Below are 18,120 nucleotides of genomic sequence, written 5' to 3' on the forward strand. Positions count from 1 at the left end.
TACAGAGCGATTACGGCGCAGTTCCCACGAGACTGTTGACTTACAGACGCCTAACCGGCGACCAATCTCGGCCTGACTAACTTTGTCTTCACACAACAGAGCTATCTGGTATCGTAACCCTTCGGTTAACTGCTGATATTTCATAGTTATTCGCTCATCTTTAGTCGGAAGAGCAAGATAGCTTATCGGTAGCTAACCGTCCCTCCATCTACATGACCGAGCGTTGCACTTATTATCTGAATTCGCTGGTATCAGACGCGTTGCTGATGCGGGATTTCACCTCATTCAGTGATTTTTTCGCTTTCAGCTCCATGTGTTTCTGGTCTGCCGGGTCGCCCGATGATTTCAGTACTTGTTCCAGCGTTTCAGTCAGTAACGCAAAGTCATCATCCAGTCGAGTTTTATGTGGTTCAGTCGTTGTTGCCATTTCCATTCTCCTTGGTCGAATAACACACGTTGATAACTATAGACAGTAGTTGTCGCTCTGCTTGGCTAAAGCGACTAGGAATGCGCTGAGAATCGCTCAGCAGTTGCCATAAGGCGCGTGTATTTGTGCACCAGACGCGGTAAACCAACGAATAAACACGGGAAATCACTGCGGCAGTTAGATTTATCTGGTAAATTTTGCGTGAACTGAACTATCAACCCGGCTCGCTGTCGCAACTCCCTGTAACCGGGCTAAATCCGGCCAAGCGAATGCGTTCAAACGCACGACAGTCACTACAAACTCCGTTCACTGAGGAAATTATTTCCGGCATGAATCGAAGAATGTTTATGAAAGCGTCAATGGCATTCGCTACCGTAAGTGGGATGTCTGGACTATCCGCATTGTTCTCCCAGGCTGACTGGGTGGAAGATGGGATTGCCGACGGAACCGCTAAGCGTTTTGACTTTGACGTCCTTAAAAAAATGGCTGCCGCCATGGCAAAACAGGCCTATGGCGGCGCTCCGGCTTCGCTGCCGGAAACGCTGGCAACGCTGACTCCGCAGGCCTATAACGAAATCCAGTACGATGCGAACCACTCGCTATGGAACGGCATCGACAATCGTCAGCTTGACGTTCAGTTCTTCCATGTGGGCATGGGTTTTAAACGCCGTATCGGCATGTTCTCCGTTGATGGCACCAGCCGTGAGGCATGTGAAATCCACTTCCGCCCGGAGCTGTTCAACTACAACAATTCCCACGTTGATACCAAGCAGCTGGAAGGCAAAAACGACCTCGGCTTTGCCGGTTTCCGCGCGTTTAAAAAACCGGATCTGGCAAAACGCGATATCGTCTCGTTCCTCGGCGCCAGCTATTTCCGTGCGGTAGATGAAACCTACCAGTACGGACTGTCGGCACGCGGCGTGGCGATCGATACCTTTACCAGCAAAGAAGAGTTCCCGGACTTCACTGCCTTCTGGTTCGAAACGCCAAAAGCAGATGACACCACGTTTTTGATGTATACCCTACTGGATGGCCCAAGCTGCACCGGCGCATTTAAATTCACCATTCACTGTGAAGAGAAACTCGTGGTGATGGAAGTGGAAAACCACATTTATGTACGTAAAGATATCCAGCAGCTGGGTATCTCACCCATGACCACCATGTTCAGCTGCGGCAATAACGAACGCCGCATGTGCGACACCATCCACCCGCAAATTCACGACTCCGATCGCCTAGCAATGTGGACCGGTAGCGGTGAGTGGATCTGCCGTCCGTTGAACAACCCGCAGCGTCTGACCTTCAATGCTTATCAGGACGAGAACCCGCGGGGTTTCGGCATGTTGCAGCTCAATCATAACTTCCTAGATTATCAGGATGTGATTGGCTGGTACAACAAGCGCCCGAGCCTGTGGGTTGAGCCGGTCGGCAAGTGGGGCAAAGGGGCGATCAACCTAATGGAGATCCCGACCACGGGTGAAACGCTAGATAATATCGTCTGCTTCTGGCAGCCAGCCGACGCCATCAAAGCGGGCAGTGAGCACAGCTTCCCCTACAAGCTTTACTGGAGCGGCCTGCCGCCGGTTCGTAGCGGCCTGTCACGGGTGAATGCGACACGCACCGGTACGGGCGGCTTCCCGGAAAGCTGGGCACCTGGCGAACACTATCCTGACGTCTGGGCGCGCCGTTTTGCGGTCGACTTCGTGGGTGGCAATCTGAAAGCGGCAGCACCGAAAGGGATCGAGCCGGTGATCAACGTCAGTAGCGGCACCCTTAAGCAGATCGAGATCCTCTACGTTGAGCCTATCGACGGCTACCGCATCCTGTTCGACTGGTATCCTGACAGCGATTCCACTGCGCCGGTGAATATGCGCCTGTTCCTGCGAACCAAAGATGAGACGCTGAGCGAAACTTGGCTGTATCAGTATTTCCCACCGCCGCCGGACAAGCGTAAGTATATTGATGACCGCGTGATGACCGCGGGTTAATACTACATCAGCGGCTGCGCCAGCTTAACCAGCGAGATCAGCGGCTGCGGGTAGATACCCAGCGCCAGCACCAGAATCGCTGAAATCAGTACCACCACACCACCAGCGGTGAATGCCCAATTCGCAGGGGTATCACGCTGCATCAGCTCTGGCGGGTTGAGGTACAGGCTGACGGTCATACGCAGGTAGTAGTACAGGCCAATGGCACTGCCCAGCACCACGGTGCCGGTTAACCACCACAGATGTGCACTCACACCCACAGCAATCACGTAGAACTTACCGATAAAACCAACCGTCATCGGGATACCCGCCAGTGACAGCATCATCACGGTCATCACAGCGGCGAGGATCGGACGATGCCAGAACAGACCGCGGTAGGAGTACAGCGAGTCAGCATCCGGGCCCCGGTAAGGGCTGGACATCAGGCTGACGACACCGAAAGCACCGAGGCTGCTGAACAGATAACCAGCTAGGTAAACGCCAACGGTCTCCATCGATAACTGATGAGTCTGCACGGCAATCAGCGCCACCAGCAGATAGCCGAGGTGAGCAATTGACGAGTAGCCCAGCATACGCTTGATGTTGGTCTGCGAAATCGCCATCAGGTTACCGAACAGCATCGACAGCACCGCCATAATGCCAAGTACGCTGCGCACGCCTTCGTTGTCGGCCAGCGGTGCATACATAAACAGGCGCATCAGCACGCCAAAGATGGCGATTTTGCTGGCGGTAGCCAAGAAGGTCGAAACCGGAGCTGGAGCCCCCTGATACACGTCTGGCGTCCACAGGTGGAACGGTACCAGCGATAGCTTGAAGCCAAAGCCTACGATCATCATACCCAGACCCGCCATAATCAGCAGCTCATGCAGTACACCATCGTTCAGGCTCTTACCGAGCGAAACAAAGCTGATGTTGCCCGAGTCTGCATACACCAGTGCCATACCGAACAGCAGGAATGACGATGCCGCTGCCGACAGGATGGTGTACTTGATAGCCGCTTCCAGCGAGCGTTTCTGCTGGAAGGCGTAACCCACCAAGCCAAACAGCGGCAGGGAGATCAGCTCAATACCGAGGAACAGCGAAGCCAAGTGACTCGCGCTGGCCAGCATCACACCGCCCAAAGTCGCAATCAGCACCAGCAGGTAAAACTCTTCGCGGTTATCCGAGTAGCCCGCCAGCCACGGGTAAGCAAAGGTGCAGGTTGCTAGGCTGGCAAGAATAACCAGCCCGGTATACAGTATTGAATAGCTGTCCACGCGCAGCAGCGGGGTGACATCCATTGGTCCAGCCTGACCGACAAAGTACAGCGCGAACAGCACTAGATTGAGGCCGATCACGGCCAGCGTTGCATTGACGAAGTGATTGCGTCGCCACGCAATGGACAGCATCACAACTACCACCGTCAATCCGACGATCAGCAGCGGTAGAAGCGCGATCAATTGTTGAGAAGTAATCGTCATGACGAATTACGGCCTTGTAGTTAAAATTGAAGCAGTAAACCACGGCTGAATATTACTCATCGCAGCATGCGAGGTATCCAGAATCGGCTGAGGATAAACACCCAGCAGCACCAGCAGGACCACCAGCACCATAATCATCAGGAACTCACGCGCTGACATGCCGCGCAGAGGGGTATCTGACTTTGGCGTACCGTAGTAGGCGCGTTGCATCATAGTCAGTGAGTAAACCGAGGCAAACACCAGCCCGAAGGTGGCGATGACAATGATCACCGGCACCGTCTGAAAGCTGCCCGTTAGGATCATAAACTCCCCGACGAAGTTACCCGTACCAGGCATCCCAAGGTTCGCCACCGCGAAGAACAGCGACAGGCCCGGTAACCATTTAATACGTGCCCACTGACCACCCATCTGACGCATATCACGGGTATGCAGGCGCTCGTACAGCTGACCACAAAGGATGAACAGCGCAGACGCTGACAGGCCGTGCGCGATCATCTGCACCACCGCCCCTTGGAATGCCAGCTGGCTACCGGTGTAGATGGCAATCAGCACAAAGCCCATGTGGGAGATAGATGTGTAAGCAATCAGGCGTTTGATATCGTACTGCGAGAAAGCCATCCACGCACCGTAGAAGATACCGATAATCCCCAGCCACATGGTGATGGGCGCAAACTCGGCCGAAGCATTTGGGAACAGCGGCAGCGCGAAACGCAGCAGGCCGTAAGCGGCCGTTTTTAACAGAATACCGGCAAGGTCAACCGAACCTGCGGTTGGTGCTTGGCTGTGTGCATCCGGTAGCCAGCCGTGCAACGGAATCACTGGCATTTTTACCGCGAAGGCGATAAAGAAGCCCAGCATCAGCAAGTATTCCACGCCGTGCGACATTGGCGTTTTCAGCAGCAGTTCATAGTTAAACGTCCAGATGCCTGTCGCGTTATAGCGTATAAATACCAGCGCCAGAATCGCAATCAGCATCACCAGACCGCTGACTTGGGTATAGATGAAGAATTTGGTTGCGGCAGAAATACGCGTCTTCCCGTCGGAGGCTTTGTGGCCCCACAGCGCGATCAGTAAGTACATCGGTACCAGCATCATCTCCCAGAAGAAGAAGAACAGGAACATATCCATGGCGAGGAACACGCCGATCACGCCACCGAGGATCCACAGCAGGTTGAGGTGGAAGAAGCCCTGCCATTTCTCGATTTCATTCCACGAGCAGAGGATCGCCATCAGGCCAAGCAACCCGGTCAGCATCACCATCAGCAGCGACAGGCCGTCGAGCGCTAGATGGAACTCAATACCAAAGCGTGGGATCCACGGAACGGAGAACTGAGATTGCCACTGCGGAATACCCGCAGCCTGAGTCAGTGAGTAGCCACCCTGCAGCCAAAGCTGCAGTGAAAGCACCAGTGTCAGCCCCATTGCGATCAGTGCGATCCAGCGCGGCAGCTTAGGTCCTAAGCGCTCAAGCTGCCAGCACAGCAAGCCACCGACAAACGGGATCAATATAAGCCAAGGTAATAACATGGCGGGCCTTTCCCTTTTTTGAGCCTGAATGGGCTATCTCGCTTGCCATTTATGCCCCCGGCAGTGCTCGCAATGGTCACATACTTAAGTATGCTGCGCTTACTCTGCGCTGGCGGTAACAAAACTGGCGGCACCTATAACGCCCAACTTTCAGGTAATTTTTAACATTCTTTAAACAGGGGCAGAGATTCTTCCCCGCCCCGCTCACGAACCTTTACATCACCATCAGCAGAGTCAGCACCACCAAGGCACCGATGCTCATTGAGGCCACATACCAGCGCAAATAGCCGTTTTCACTGATTACCAAGCTTTTGTTTGCGCCACGCGCCAACAGTGCTGGGATGTTCATCAGTGCATTTAACGGGTCACGCGACAGCAGGCAGGCCACGCCAAGGTAAGGCTTAACGAAGATTTTGTCGTATAGCCAGTCGAAGCCCCAAGCGGCAAACCACCAGGTCGAGAAGAAACGACCCACGGCGCTGTTGGCGATTGAGGTTACCAGCGTGCGCTTGCCAAGCCACAGCGCGGCGGCCAGCAGAATGCCGACAATCGCGACTACGCCAGAGGCAATCTCCAGCGTCAGCACGCTGCCGTGCGCCAGTTTAGCGGTATCCGGCAGTACGCCTTTCAGCGGCGGCACAATCATCGCGCCAATAAAGGTTGAGAGAATTAACAGCACGATCAACGGCATATGATGAGTAATCCCTTTGCCGGCGTTAGCGTGAATTTGTTCTTTCCCGTGGAAGGTAATGAAGATCATACGGAAGGTGTAGAGCGAAGTCATAAACGCCCCTGCCAAACCGGCAATCATCAGGTTAAGATGATCTTTAGCCAGTGCCCCTGCCAGAATCTCATCCTTACTAAAGAAGCCTGCGGTAATCAGCGGCAAGGCAGACAGCGCTGCGCCCCCGACTAGGAAGCAGACATACACCAGCGGGATACTTGTACGCAGGCCGCCCATTTTGAAGATATTCCGCTCATGATGGCAGGCGAGGATCACCGAACCAGAAGAGAGGAACAGCAGCGCTTTGAAGAACGCATGGTTCATTAGATGGAAAATCGCCGCATCCCAAGCCTGAACGCCCAGTGCCAAGAACATATAGCCAATCTGACTCATGGTCGAATAGGCCAGCACGCGCTTGATATCGGTCTGCACCAGCGCCGCAAAGCCTGCCAGCACCAGCGTCACCGTACCCACGATACCAACCAGATGCAGCACTTCCGGCGTCATCAGGAACAGGCCGTGAGTACGGGCAATCAGGTAGACACCTGCGGTTACCATAGTTGCCGCGTGGATCAGTGCAGATACCGGGGTTGGGCCCGCCATCGCATCGGCCAGCCAGGTCTGCAATGGCAACTGAGCTGATTTACCGACCGCACCACCTAACAGCATCAGGGTTGCCCACATCAGCATATGGTTATCGGCGGCAAAGTGTGCCGGAGCCAACTCGACCATTTCGCGGAAGTTCAGCGTACCCAGCTCGTTGTAAAGAATGAACAACGCAAATGCCAAGAACACGTCACCTACGCGGGTCACGATAAAGGCTTTCATCGCCGCCGCACAGTTTTTCGCTTCGGTATAGTAGAAACCGATCAGCAGGTACGAGCAGAGGCCCACGCTTTCCCAGCCGAGATACATCAGCATCAGGTTATCGGCCAGTACCAGAACCACCATGCTGGCGATAAACAGGTTGGTATAGGCGAAGAAGCGCGAGTATCCCTCCTCCCCACGCATATACCAAGAGGCAAACATATGGATAAAGAAGCCCACACCGGTGACCACGAACAGCATAGTCAGCGACAGCCCATCCAGCGTCAGGCTAACGCTGATGTTGTAGTTACCCACGTGGATCCAGGTCCACAGCAGCTGATTAAATACCTGCTGGTCGTTGGCAAAGAAGTCCATGCCAACATATAGCGTGACCAGTGCGGCTAGACCGACAGAACCCATTCCGACGGTAGCGACCAGATTTTCTGACCAGCGACCACGGGAAAATGCCAGCAGTAAGAAGCCAATCAGCGGAAACAGGATTGTTAAATAAAAAAGGTTCATCCGCGCATCTCACTCACTTTATCAATGTTGAGGGTCTGACTGCGGCGTTGCAGCTGCAGCAGCAGCGCTAGACCAATACTGGCCTCAGCCGCAGCCAAGCTGATTGCCAGGATATACATTACCTGACCGTCTGCTTGGCCCCAGTAGCTCCCTGCCACCATGAACGCCAGTGCTGCGGCGTTGATCATAATTTCGAGACCAATCAACATAAACAGGAAGTTACGACGAATTACCACGCACGTCAGCCCGAGGACAAACAGAATGTCCGCCAGAATAAGTCCATGCTGCAGAGGGATCATACCTGCTCCTCCTTATTACTTTTCACTTTGTCCGCCGGGCGGTTGCTCAGCACCTCACCAGAGCGCTGCTCGCGACCGATGTGAAAGGCCACGACTAGCCCTGCCAGCAGCAGCATGGAAGCCAGCTCAACGGCCAGAACATAAGGACCAAATAGGCTGATGCCGACCGCTTTCGCATCGATCATCGTGCCGTCAATGCTCTGGTCATTAACACTACGGATGGCGTAAATCAGCATCACCAGCAGGACAAACGACAGCACAGCGGATTCGATCCACATAGATGCCTGCAGCCAGCGACGCTCCTGCTCGATCTCCTGACCGCCAAGGTTCAGCATCATCACCACGAAGACAAACAGCACCATGATGGCGCCCGCATAAACAATGATCTCCAGCGCACCGGCAAAGTAAGCGCCGAGCGAGAAGAATACACCGGCGATAGCCAGCAGAGAAATAATCAGGTACAGCAACGCATGTACCGGGTCTGTGTGGGTGACAACGCGCAACGTTGCCAGCACCGCGACCAGTCCGCAAAGATAAAACGCAAATTCCATGCTTGGCTCCTTAAGGTAACAAGCCCTTGACGTCGATGGGTCTGGCTTCGTTTTTTGCGTCGCCTTTATCTTTACCGCTAATCGCCATACCCGCCATCCGGTAAAAACTGTATTCCGGGTATTTACCCGGGCCAGAAATCAGCAGGTGTTCTTTTTCATACACCAGATCCTGACGCTTGAACTCACCCAGCTCGAAATCTGGAGTAAGCTGAATCGCAGTGGTCGGGCAAGCCTCTTCACACAGGCCACAGAAGATGCAGCGCGATAAGTTGATACGGAAGAACTCCGGATACCAGCGGCCGTCGGCCATCTCCGCTTTTTGCAGCGAGATACAGCCCACCGGGCAGGCTACGGCACACAGGTTACAGGCAACGCAGCGTTCCTGGCCGTCCGGCTCGCGCGTCAGCACGATACGCCCACGATAACGTGGCGGCAGGTAAACCGGCTCTTCCGGGTACATCATGGTTTCGCGTTTGGCGAAGGCATTCATACCTATCAGCCAGATACTGCGTACGGTTGTCCCGAAACCAACGACAAGGTCTTTTAATGTCATTTTCTTAACCCCTTACTGCACCGTGTACAGAATCACTGCGGCGGTCGCCAGCAGATTCAACAGTGTTAACGGCAGACAGACTTTCCAGCCGAACGACATCACCTGGTCATAGCGCGGGCGCGGTAACGCAGCACGAATCAGAATGAACATCATCATGAAGAATGCCGTTTTGATGGCAAACCAGAAAATCGGCGGCAGCCACGGACCGTACCAGCCACCGAAGAATAGCGTGACGATCAGTGATGATACGGTCACGATACCGACGTATTCACCCACGAAAAACAGGCCGAATTTCATCCCGGCATACTCGATGTGGTAACCGTCAGCAAGTTCCTGCTCGGCTTCTGGCTGATCAACCGGATGGCGGTGGCACACTGCAACACCGGCGATGCAGAAGGTGATAAAGCCCAAGAACTGCGGGATTACGTTCCACAGATGCTGCTGGCTGTTCACAATGTCGACCATGTTGAACGAGCCAGCCTGAGCGACCACTCCCATCAGCGACAGGCCGAGGAACACTTCGTAGCTCAGCGTCTGGGCTGAGGCACGCATCGCACCGAGCAGTGAGTATTTATTATTACTCGACCAGCCCGCGAACAATACGGCATACACCGCAAGGCCTGCCATCATCAGGAAGAACAGCAGACCGATATTCAGGTCCGCGCCCATCCAAGTGGAAGTCACTGGCACAATCGCCATCGCCAGTAGCAGCGAGATGAAAGCGATCATTGGCGCAAGGGTGAAGATCACGCGGTCAGTGAACGGTGGGATCCAGTCCTCTTTAAAGAATATTTTGATCATATCTGCCACCAGCTGCAGCGAGCCGCCCCTGCCGACACGGTTTGGTCCGTAGCGGTTCTGGAACAGGCCGAGCAGGCGACGTTCGCCGAAGCTCATAAACGCGCCGCAGCCAACGACGAGAAACAGGATCACTAAGGCTTTTACGACGGCGATAATGACGTCGATAACTTCCGGTGTCAGCCACCTCATTGTGCAGCCTCCCGCAGATTTTCAATGTCGCTACCGGCAAGGAACGGTGGAACACCCGGCAAACCAATTGGCAAACCAACCTGCCCTGCCTGCAGATTGCTGGAGAAGCACACCGGCAGACGCAGAATTTCACCCTGGCAGTGAAATTCAACCGCAGCCCCGGCATTCACGCACAGTTTTGCCGCATCATTCGGGTTCATCATCACGTAAGCCTGCGGCATACGCTGCTGAATAACCGGAGCGCGCTGCGTCATCTCTTCGCTACCAAACAGGTGGAAGTATGGCGCCACTCGCCAGCTATCGGTGTCACCGCTGAAGGCCGCCGGCACATTTTCGAACCAGCCCAGCCGAGAGTCACCCGCTTCGATCAGGCGTACGCCCGGATCGCCGTTACGCAGATGTCCACCCACTTCCGCTTGGAATTTGTTCCATGCCTGCGGTGAGTTCCAGCCTGGCGCCCATGCAAATGGGATCTGTGAGCGCGCAGCACCCGGCTGGTTGTTCCCTTCCATTGAGAAGGAGAACATGGTGTCTTTGTCCTGCGGCTGACGCGGTTCGTGCACACTGATATTGGCACGCATCGCGGTACGTCCACTTGAACGGTGCGGCAAGCGCGACAGCTTCTGACCGCGAATACGGAAGCTAGCATCCGGTGCCGCTTGTTTAATCCCGGCCAGCTGCGGCAGTGCGACCACACAGGCATCTATCACGTGATCGAGCTGGCTCCAGTCCACTTCGCGGCTGTTGATGGTGCTCTGCAGCGAGTGCAGCCATCGCCAGCTTTCCAGCATCTGAACTTTTTTGTCGTAGTAAGCCGGATCATAAACCTGGAAGAAACGCTGTGCGCGGCCCTCTTGGTTGACGACGGTCCCATCGCTTTCAGCGAAGCTGGCAGTAGAGAGGATCAGACCGGCTTTTTCAGTGGTGGCAGTACGCTGGTGATCGAGCACTATCACGTTTGGCGCATTGATCAGTGCAGCATCCACGGTGGCTTTCGGCAGGTGACGATAGAGATCGTTCTCCAAAATGATCACCGTATCTGCCGCGCCGTTTTCCAGATCCGCCAAGGCGACGTCGAGCGAGTGACCGCCAATCATGCCCAAGCCAACGCTGTTAGTGGCCCCCGCAATCAAGGTGATCCCCACATCAGAACCAAGAGCTTTCAGCGCTTTCGCCACATTAGCGGCAGCCTGAATCATCGCTTCGCTGCCGGAGTGAGTTCCGGATACAATCAGCGGTTTTTTCGCACCGGCCAGCGCCTGCACAATCACGTTGATTTTGCCCGCCAGTGATTTATCGAGATCGCTGACCGCCGGTGAACTGGCGTCCAGCTCATGGGCAATGGCAAAACCTAAACGCGCCTGATCCTCAACCGGGGCGTGATAACTCCACGCGGCGATATCATCAAGGCGGGTTTCATCAACGTTAGTGACGAACAGCGGATGTTTGGCGTTCTGACCGATGTTGAGAATCGCAGCAATCTGCCAGTCCGCCACTTTCTGTGTGGCTGCCATTTCACGTGATTTGCCCTTCACGGCCTGACGCACGGACAGGGCAACGCGCGCCCCAGTCTGAGTCAGATCTTCACCCAGCACCAGCACCGCATCGTAGCTCTCGATATCACGCAGCGCCGGCGTGTGAATGCCGCTGTCGCGCAGCACGTTAAGCATCAGCTCAAGACGCGCCTGCTCACCCGCAGCGATACCGGTAGAGAAGTTTTCGGCTCCCACCAGCTCGCGCAGTGCAAAGTTGCTCTCCACGCTGGCGCGCGGTGAACCAATGCCGATCACTTTTCTCGCCTGACGCAGCACATCTGCGGCTCCCTGCATCGCTTGCTCAGCGTTGAGCGCGATCCAGTCATCGCCGCGGCGCTGCATTGGCTGGCGCGGGCGATCTTTCAGGTTAACGTAACCATAGCCGAAACGGCCACGGTCGCACAGGAAGTAGTGGTTTACCGTGCCGTTATAACGGTTTTCGATGCGGCTCAGTTCACCGTAGCGCTCGCCCGGGCTGGTGTTACAGCCGATGCTGCACTGCTGGCAGATGCTTGGCGCAAACTGCATATCCCACTTACGGTTGTAACGCTCGGAGTGAGTTTTGTCGGTGAACACGCCAGTTGGGCAAATTTCTACTAGGTTACCGGAGAATTCACTCTCCAGCACGCCATCTTCAGGACGACCAAAGTAGACATTGTCATGTGCACCGTAAACGCCGAGGTCAGTACCATCGGCATAATCTTTGTAGTAGCGCACACAGCGGTAGCAGGCGATGCAGCGGTTCATCTCGTGGGAAATAAACGGACCGAGATCCTGATTGCGGTGAGTACGCTTGGTGAAGCGATAACGGCGGAAGCTGTGGCCGGTCATCACTGTCATATCCTGCAGGTGACAGTTACCGCCCTCTTCACAGACCGGACAGTCGTGCGGGTGGTTAGTCATTAACCACTCCACCACACTTTCGCGGAACTCTTTCGCCTCACCATCATCGATGGAGATGAATGTGCCATCGGACGCCGGGGTCATGCAGGACATAACTAGGCGGCCACAGGTGTCTTCGGCATTTTGGAACTGCTTTACCGCACACTGGCGGCAGGCACCGACGCTACCGAGCGCCGGGTGCCAGCAGAAATAAGGAATATCAAGGCCAAGGGAGAGACATACCTGCAACAGGTTGTCTGCACCATCAACATCATATTCTTTACCGTCTACATGAATTGTAGCCATAGTGAATATGTTTCCGTAAGGCCCGTGCAAACACGGGCGTTAAACTCTGCTTACCAGCGTGCCTTTAACAGGTTTGGCTGGATGCCGCTAATCGCGTGTGTGTTGTTGTATACTTGGGGTGCCATACCCGCTTCAAACTCTTCGCGGAAGTATTTAATGGCACTTTGCAGTGGTTCTACTGCACCCGGCGCATGCGCACAGAATGTTTTACCCGGGCCAAGCTGGCGGCAGAGCTGCAGCAGAGTTTCGATATCCCCTAGCTGCCCCTGTTTGTTCTCCAGCGCGCGCAGAATTTTAACGCTCCACGGCAGGCCGTCGCGGCAAGGTGTACACCAGCCGCAGGATTCACGGGCGAAGAACTCTTCCAGATTGCGCACCAGCGACACCATGTTGATCTCGTGGTCAACAGCCATCGCCAGCGCCGTACCCAGACGGCTACCGGCTTTACCAATGCTGGCAAATTCCATTGGCAGGTCGAGGTGGGATTCGGTTAGGAAATCAGTGCCTGCACCACCCGGCTGCCACGCCTTGAATTTCAGATCGTCGCGCATGCCACCGGCATACTCTTCCAGAATTTCGCGAGCGGTGGTGCCAAACGGCAGTTCCCAGATGCCAGGGTTTTTCACCCTGCCGGAAAAGCCCATCATTTTGGTGCCGGTATCTTCACTGGTGGAAATGCCTTTGTACCAGTCAACGCCGTTAGCAATGATGGCTGGCACGTTGGAGAGCGTCTCAACGTTATTAACGCAGGTCGGCTTGCCCCAAGCACCCGCTGATGCCGGGAAGGGTGGCTTGGAGCGCGGGTTAGCGCGGCGCCCTTCCAAGGAGTTAATCAGCGCGGTCTCTTCACCACAGATATAGCGGCCAGCGCCGGTGTGCACGATCAGCTCAAAATCGAAGCCCGAGCCGAGGATGTTTTTACCCAACAGACCCGCTTCAGTTGCTTCAGCGATGGCGCTGCGCAGGTTGGCGGCAGCTTCAATATATTCGCCACGCAGGAAGATATAGCCACGATAGGTTTTCAGCGCAAAAGCGGCGACCAACATGCCTTCAACCAGCTGGTGCGGCATCTGCTCCATCAGCAGGCGGTCTTTATAGGTGCCGGGCTCCATTTCATCGGCGTTACACAGCAGGTAACGGATATTCATGGATTCGTCTTTCGGCATCAAGCTCCACTTCAAACCGGTGGAGAAGCCTGCACCGCCACGCCCTTTCAGGCCAGAGTCTTTGACCTGCGCAACGATATCTTCCGGTGCCATGGATTTCAGGGCTTTCTCAGCACCGGCATAACCATTCTTACTGCGGTATTCCTCAAGAAATACCGGCTGTTTGTCTTCACGCATGCGCCAAGTCAGCGGATGCATTTCGGCAGTACGCACGATCTGTCTCATTGATACTGCTCCAGTAAATTGGCGATGCCTTCCGGCGTCAGATGAACGTGAGTGTCTTCATCCATCATCATCACTGGCCCCTTATCGCAGTTACCTAGGCAACAGGTCGGCAGCAGCGTGAAACGGCCATCGTCCGTGGTCTGGCCCGGCTTGATATTCAGCTTGGTTTCCAGCGCGACCTGGATTCCCTGGAAGCCAGTGATGTGGCACACAACGCTGTCGCAGTAGCGGATTACATGGCGGCCAACCGGCGTGCGGAAGATCTGGCTGTAGAATGTTGCCACCCCTTCCACATCAACGGCAGGAATGCCCAGCACATCCGCAATGGCGTTAATCGCACCGTCTGGCACCCAGCCGCGCTGCTTCTGAACAATTTTCAGCGCTCCAATTGAAGCGGCACGCGCGTCTTCATAATGGCGTTTTTCATGCTCAATGGCATTGCGCTCGCTGGCACTCAGCACAAAAGCCCCGGATTCATCGATCGTTTCGATCGCAATTCTTTGATCGTGCATAATTAGCGGTCCACGTCTGACATAACAAAATCGATACTACCGAGGTATACTATCAGGTCGGATACTAGGCTGCCGTTGATCACTGAAGGGATCTGCTGCAGGTGCGGGAAGCTAGGCGTGCGCACGCGGGTGCGGTAGCTCATGGTGCTGCCGTCGCTGGTCAGGTAGTAACTGTTAATCCCTTTGGTCGCCTCAATCATCTGGAGGGACTCATTGGCCGGCATCACAGGGCCCCATGAAACCTGCAGGAAATGAGTGATCAGGGTTTCGATATGCTGCAGCGTGCGCTCTTTTGGTGGCGGCGTGGTCAGCGGATGGTCAGCCTTGAACGCGCCTTCCGGCATATTCTTTAGACACTGTTCTAGGATGCGCATACTCTGGCGCATCTCTTCCATCTTCAGCATCACGCGGCTGTAAGCACAGCTGACACCGTCACCGATGGGAATATCGAAATCGAAGTTTTCATAACCGGAGTACGTGCGCCATTTACGCACGTCAAAGTCGAGTCCCGTCGCGCGCAGACCTGCACCGGTGGTACCCCAAGCCAGTGCTTCTTCCATGTTGTAGGCAGAAACACCTTTCGAGCGAGCAATCAGCACGGAGTTTTTCAACGCGATCTGTTCGTAGGATTTCAGCCGTTTTGGCAACCAGTCCAGCAGCTCGCGCAGTAGGCGCTCCCACCCTTTCGGTAGGTCATGCGCCACGCCGCCGATGCGGAACCAAGCCGGGTGCATACGGAAACCAGTAATGGCTTCCACCACGTCGTAAATTTTCTGGCGATCGGTAAAGGCAAAGAACACCGGAGACATAGCACCGACGTCCTGAATAAACGTTGAGATGTACAGAAGGTGGCTGTTTATACGGAACAGCTCTGAAAGCATCACGCGGATGACATCCACGCGCTCTGACACTTTGATACCGGCCAGTTTCTCAACCGCTAACACGTACGGCATTTCGTTCACGCAGCCGCCGAGATATTCGATGCGGTCGGTGTAAGGAATGTAGCTGTGCCAAGATTGACGCTCGCCCATTTTCTCCGCACCGCGATGGTGATAACCGATATCCGGCACGCAGTTGACGATCTCTTCGCCGTCCAGCTGCAGGATAATACGGAACGCACCGTGCACTGACGGGTGGTTCGGGCCGAGGTTGAGAAACATAAAGTCCTCATTGTTGGTGCTGCGCTTCATGCCCCAGTCTTCAGGCTTAAAGGTGAGCGACTCCATTTCCAGATCTTCTTTCTGCTTCGTCAGCTCGAAAGGATCGAATTCGGTCGCACGCGCCGGATAATCTTTGCGCAGCGGGTGCCCTTCCCACGTCTGCGGCATCATGATGCGCCTCAGGTGCGGGTGGTCCTCGATATTGATACCAAACATCTCCCAAGTTTCACGCTCATACCAGTTGGCATTCGGGAAGATTTTGGTGATGGTCGGTACATTCAAATCGTTTTCAGACAACGCCACCTTGAGCATGATATCGCGATTGCGTTCAATGGAGATGAGGTGGTAGAAAACGGAAAAATCAGCCTCGGGTAAACCCGCACGGTGAGTACGCAAACGCTCGTCCATGCCATGCAAGTCATACAGCATGACATAAGGTTTTGGCAACTTGCGCAGGAAGTGGATAATCTCAAGCAGCTGCTCACGTTTCACCCAGACTACCGAAATGCCGGTACGGGTTGCTTGCACAGTAAAGGCGTCAGGCCCAAAACGATTACGCATCTCGCCGATTACCGGGTCATCTCGGGTTTGCCATAACGGCTGAGCGAGATCTTGCGTGGTTAAATCTGTCATAAGAGGTTCACCATTCTGGCCTGTCATCTAGGCGCTCAGTGTTGGCATCAGGTGGGGCGGCGCACATTACATTGTTTTTTTTGCGCTTTTGCTGACCACATCCATAAACTGCTGTTTTTAAATTTCGTCAGGCGTGCGCAGATTAGTCACGGCGATACGCTCGGCATTCTTTTTGTCGCGCTCTGACTGCATATTGGCGCGATACACGCCCTGATCGCTGACAATCCAAGACAGCGGACGGCGCTCTTTGCCAATCGACTCCTGCAGCAGCAGCAGCGCCTGCATATAGGCTTCAGGACGCGGAGGGCAACCCGGAATATACACGTCAACCGGCAGGAACTTATCCACGCCCTGCACCACAGAATAGATATCGTACATACCACCGGAGTTCGCGCAGGCACCCATCGAGATCACCCATTTTGGTTCCAGCATCTGGTCATACAGGCGCTGCACAACCGGAACCATCTTGATGAAACAAGTTCCCGCTACCACCATAAAGTCAGCCTGGCGAGGCGAAGCACGAATAACTTCCGAACCGAATCGCGCCACGTCATGTAATGCCGTAAACGAGGTGGTCATTTCGACGTAGCAACAAGAAAGGCCGAAGTTTAACGGCCAAAGGGAGTTCTTACGACCCCAGTTCACCATGTCGTGCAGAGCGTGTTCCAACTTGCCCGTGTAGACGTTTTGATGAACGCGCTTTTCTAAGGGATCGGTAACAATCTCCTGTTTCTGCAGGGGGTAACGGTCATTCCCACCGTTCGGGTCTATGCGGGTGAGCGTATAGTCCATGTGTTTTTTCCTCGCTGTTACTGCTTGTGACGGTTGGCGTGCGAGATGGTGGTTGGTTTGACGTCAAACTGACGACGGGCAGGAGCCCAATCCAGCGCGCCAATGCGGACCAGATAAAACAAACCAGCTAGCAGAACCAAAATAAAAATAGCTGCTTCCACAAAGCCGACCCAACCACTTTCGCGGATCGCTGTCGACCATGCGTAGAGATAGAGGGCTTCAACGTCGAAGATGACGAAAAACATGGCAACTAGGTAAAACTTGGCAGACAGGCGCAGTTTAGCACTGCCCACCGAAGCAATCCCGGATTCAAAAGGTGTATTTGTATGCCTTCCACGGGCTTTTCCGCCCAAGAACCATGCTCCGGCTAGCATTGCGCAGCAAAGGCCGATAGAGACGATCAGGAAAACGGCGAACGCCCAATGATGGGCAACGACTTCTGTGGTTTTTGACATACTCTTGCTTACTCACCAAAAGTGGCGTTTTACGTCCTGCTCTGATAATTGGCAGTTAACACACCACATCGATTCAAGGGAAGAATAAAAAACCTGATAAATCTTACTGTCTTTTGTGTCTTTTGCGGTTAGGCAGTGATTCTATGTGGTTTTTACTCCTTTAACTAACCTTTTGTCAACTTTGACAAAACTACCCGCACATTAATTCACACCCACAACACGAATTTAACATATAATGCTCGATAAGTGAGCTAAATCGAGTCAGTAGCATCATGTGAACTATAGTGTAGCGGCTAAAATCTTGTTTGGATCGTGCATTTAACAACGCCTATTTTGGCAGGATTCATCACGTTTTCCTGCCCCCTATTAGGGTTATTTTTTTGATCCAGAATACAGTTTGGTGTTTTATGCTAGGAAAACAGGCAAATTTTTCTTGAACAGAATCAATTCACTGATCGAACCAGAAAGGAGCGCGAGGGAGGTTTTTTTCTTTTTCAGCTGAATGGGCGCTTTTTAACGCGTATAGCCAGATTAATAGCTTTGTTAAATAAATAGAGATTATGCTGTGATCTCATAAAACAGCGAGCTGTCCATAACATAAAATCAGCA

General features: G+C 54.1%; 15 protein-coding genes and 1 pseudogene. 1 reads left to right on the forward strand and 15 read right to left on the reverse strand.

Annotated elements, in window-relative coordinates; genetic code table 11:
- On the reverse strand, window positions 1-144 hold a 144-nt coding region (locus BBW68_RS15360), incomplete at its 3' end, for a helix-turn-helix domain-containing protein (protein ID WP_148127490.1).
- Window positions 145-247: 103 nt separating this feature from the next.
- Window positions 248-427, reverse strand: a pseudogene (locus BBW68_RS01255) (DUF883 family protein); the annotation flags it as partial.
- A gap of 329 nt (window positions 428-756) precedes the next feature.
- Between BBW68_RS01255 and BBW68_RS01260 the strand changes: the two are divergent.
- On the forward strand, window positions 757-2,412 hold the full coding sequence (locus tag BBW68_RS01260) for a glucan biosynthesis protein D (protein ID WP_070133669.1): 1,656 nt from the start codon (window positions 757-759) through the stop codon (window positions 2,410-2,412).
- A 2-nt stretch (window positions 2,413-2,414) separates the two neighbouring features.
- Here BBW68_RS01260 and nuoN read toward each other — a convergent pair whose 3' ends face one another.
- From nuoN to BBW68_RS01325, 13 genes are all read right to left on the reverse strand, one after another.
- The gene (gene nuoN / locus BBW68_RS01265) at window positions 2,415-3,872 is read right to left on the reverse strand and encodes an NADH-quinone oxidoreductase subunit NuoN (protein ID WP_070133670.1); all 1,458 of its coding nucleotides are present in this window, start codon (window positions 3,870-3,872) and stop codon (window positions 2,415-2,417) included.
- A 6-nt stretch (window positions 3,873-3,878) separates the two neighbouring features.
- The gene (gene nuoM, locus BBW68_RS01270; protein WP_070133671.1) at window positions 3,879-5,399 is read right to left on the reverse strand and encodes an NADH-quinone oxidoreductase subunit M; all 1,521 of its coding nucleotides are present in this window, start codon (window positions 5,397-5,399) and stop codon (window positions 3,879-3,881) included.
- Window positions 5,400-5,613: 214 nt separating this feature from the next.
- Window positions 5,614-7,452, reverse strand: a complete 1,839-nt coding sequence (gene nuoL / locus BBW68_RS01275) for an NADH-quinone oxidoreductase subunit L (protein ID WP_070133672.1) — start codon at window positions 7,450-7,452, stop codon at window positions 5,614-5,616.
- The gene (gene nuoK, locus BBW68_RS01280; RefSeq protein ID WP_070133673.1) at window positions 7,449-7,751 is read right to left on the reverse strand and encodes an NADH-quinone oxidoreductase subunit NuoK; all 303 of its coding nucleotides are present in this window, start codon (window positions 7,749-7,751) and stop codon (window positions 7,449-7,451) included. The genes nuoL and nuoK overlap by 4 nt, the downstream gene beginning before the upstream one ends.
- Window positions 7,748-8,302, reverse strand: a complete 555-nt coding sequence (gene nuoJ / locus BBW68_RS01285) for an NADH-quinone oxidoreductase subunit J (RefSeq protein WP_070133674.1) — start codon at window positions 8,300-8,302, stop codon at window positions 7,748-7,750. The genes nuoK and nuoJ overlap by 4 nt, the downstream gene beginning before the upstream one ends.
- A 10-nt stretch (window positions 8,303-8,312) precedes the next feature.
- On the reverse strand, window positions 8,313-8,855 hold the full coding sequence (nuoI, locus tag BBW68_RS01290; protein ID WP_070133675.1) for an NADH-quinone oxidoreductase subunit NuoI: 543 nt from the start codon (window positions 8,853-8,855) through the stop codon (window positions 8,313-8,315).
- A 12-nt stretch (window positions 8,856-8,867) separates the two neighbouring features.
- Complete coding sequence (gene nuoH, locus BBW68_RS01295) at window positions 8,868-9,845, reverse strand: NADH-quinone oxidoreductase subunit NuoH (RefSeq protein WP_070133676.1); 978 nt, start codon at window positions 9,843-9,845, stop codon at window positions 8,868-8,870.
- Complete coding sequence (gene nuoG, locus BBW68_RS01300) at window positions 9,842-12,568, reverse strand: NADH-quinone oxidoreductase subunit NuoG (RefSeq protein ID WP_070133677.1); 2,727 nt, start codon at window positions 12,566-12,568, stop codon at window positions 9,842-9,844. Before nuoG ends, nuoH begins: the two co-directional genes overlap by 4 nt.
- Window positions 12,569-12,618: 50 nt before the next feature.
- A complete protein-coding gene (gene nuoF, locus BBW68_RS01305; RefSeq protein WP_070133678.1) occupies window positions 12,619-13,959 on the reverse strand; it encodes an NADH-quinone oxidoreductase subunit NuoF in 1,341 nt (446 codons plus the stop codon).
- Window positions 13,956-14,471, reverse strand: a complete 516-nt coding sequence (gene nuoE, locus BBW68_RS01310) for an NADH-quinone oxidoreductase subunit NuoE (protein ID WP_070133679.1) — start codon at window positions 14,469-14,471, stop codon at window positions 13,956-13,958. Before nuoE ends, nuoF begins: the two co-directional genes overlap by 4 nt.
- Window positions 14,472-14,473: 2 nt before the next feature.
- On the reverse strand, window positions 14,474-16,264 hold the full coding sequence (gene nuoC / locus BBW68_RS01315; RefSeq protein WP_070133680.1) for an NADH-quinone oxidoreductase subunit C/D: 1,791 nt from the start codon (window positions 16,262-16,264) through the stop codon (window positions 14,474-14,476).
- A 117-nt stretch (window positions 16,265-16,381) separates the two neighbouring features.
- Window positions 16,382-17,056 carry a NuoB/complex I 20 kDa subunit family protein gene (locus BBW68_RS01320; protein ID WP_070133681.1) on the reverse strand — a complete coding sequence of 225 codons (675 nt, stop codon included), beginning with the start codon at window positions 17,054-17,056 and terminating at the stop codon, window positions 16,382-16,384.
- A 17-nt stretch (window positions 17,057-17,073) separates the two neighbouring features.
- Window positions 17,074-17,511: an NADH-quinone oxidoreductase subunit A gene (locus tag BBW68_RS01325; protein WP_070133682.1), complete on the reverse strand. Its 438-nt coding sequence runs from the start codon at window positions 17,509-17,511 to the stop codon at window positions 17,074-17,076.
- Window positions 17,512-18,120: the final 609 nt, after the last annotated feature.

This window comes from Candidatus Erwinia dacicola (assembly GCF_001756855.1).
Classification (GTDB): domain Bacteria; phylum Pseudomonadota; class Gammaproteobacteria; order Enterobacterales; family Enterobacteriaceae; genus Erwinia; species Erwinia dacicola.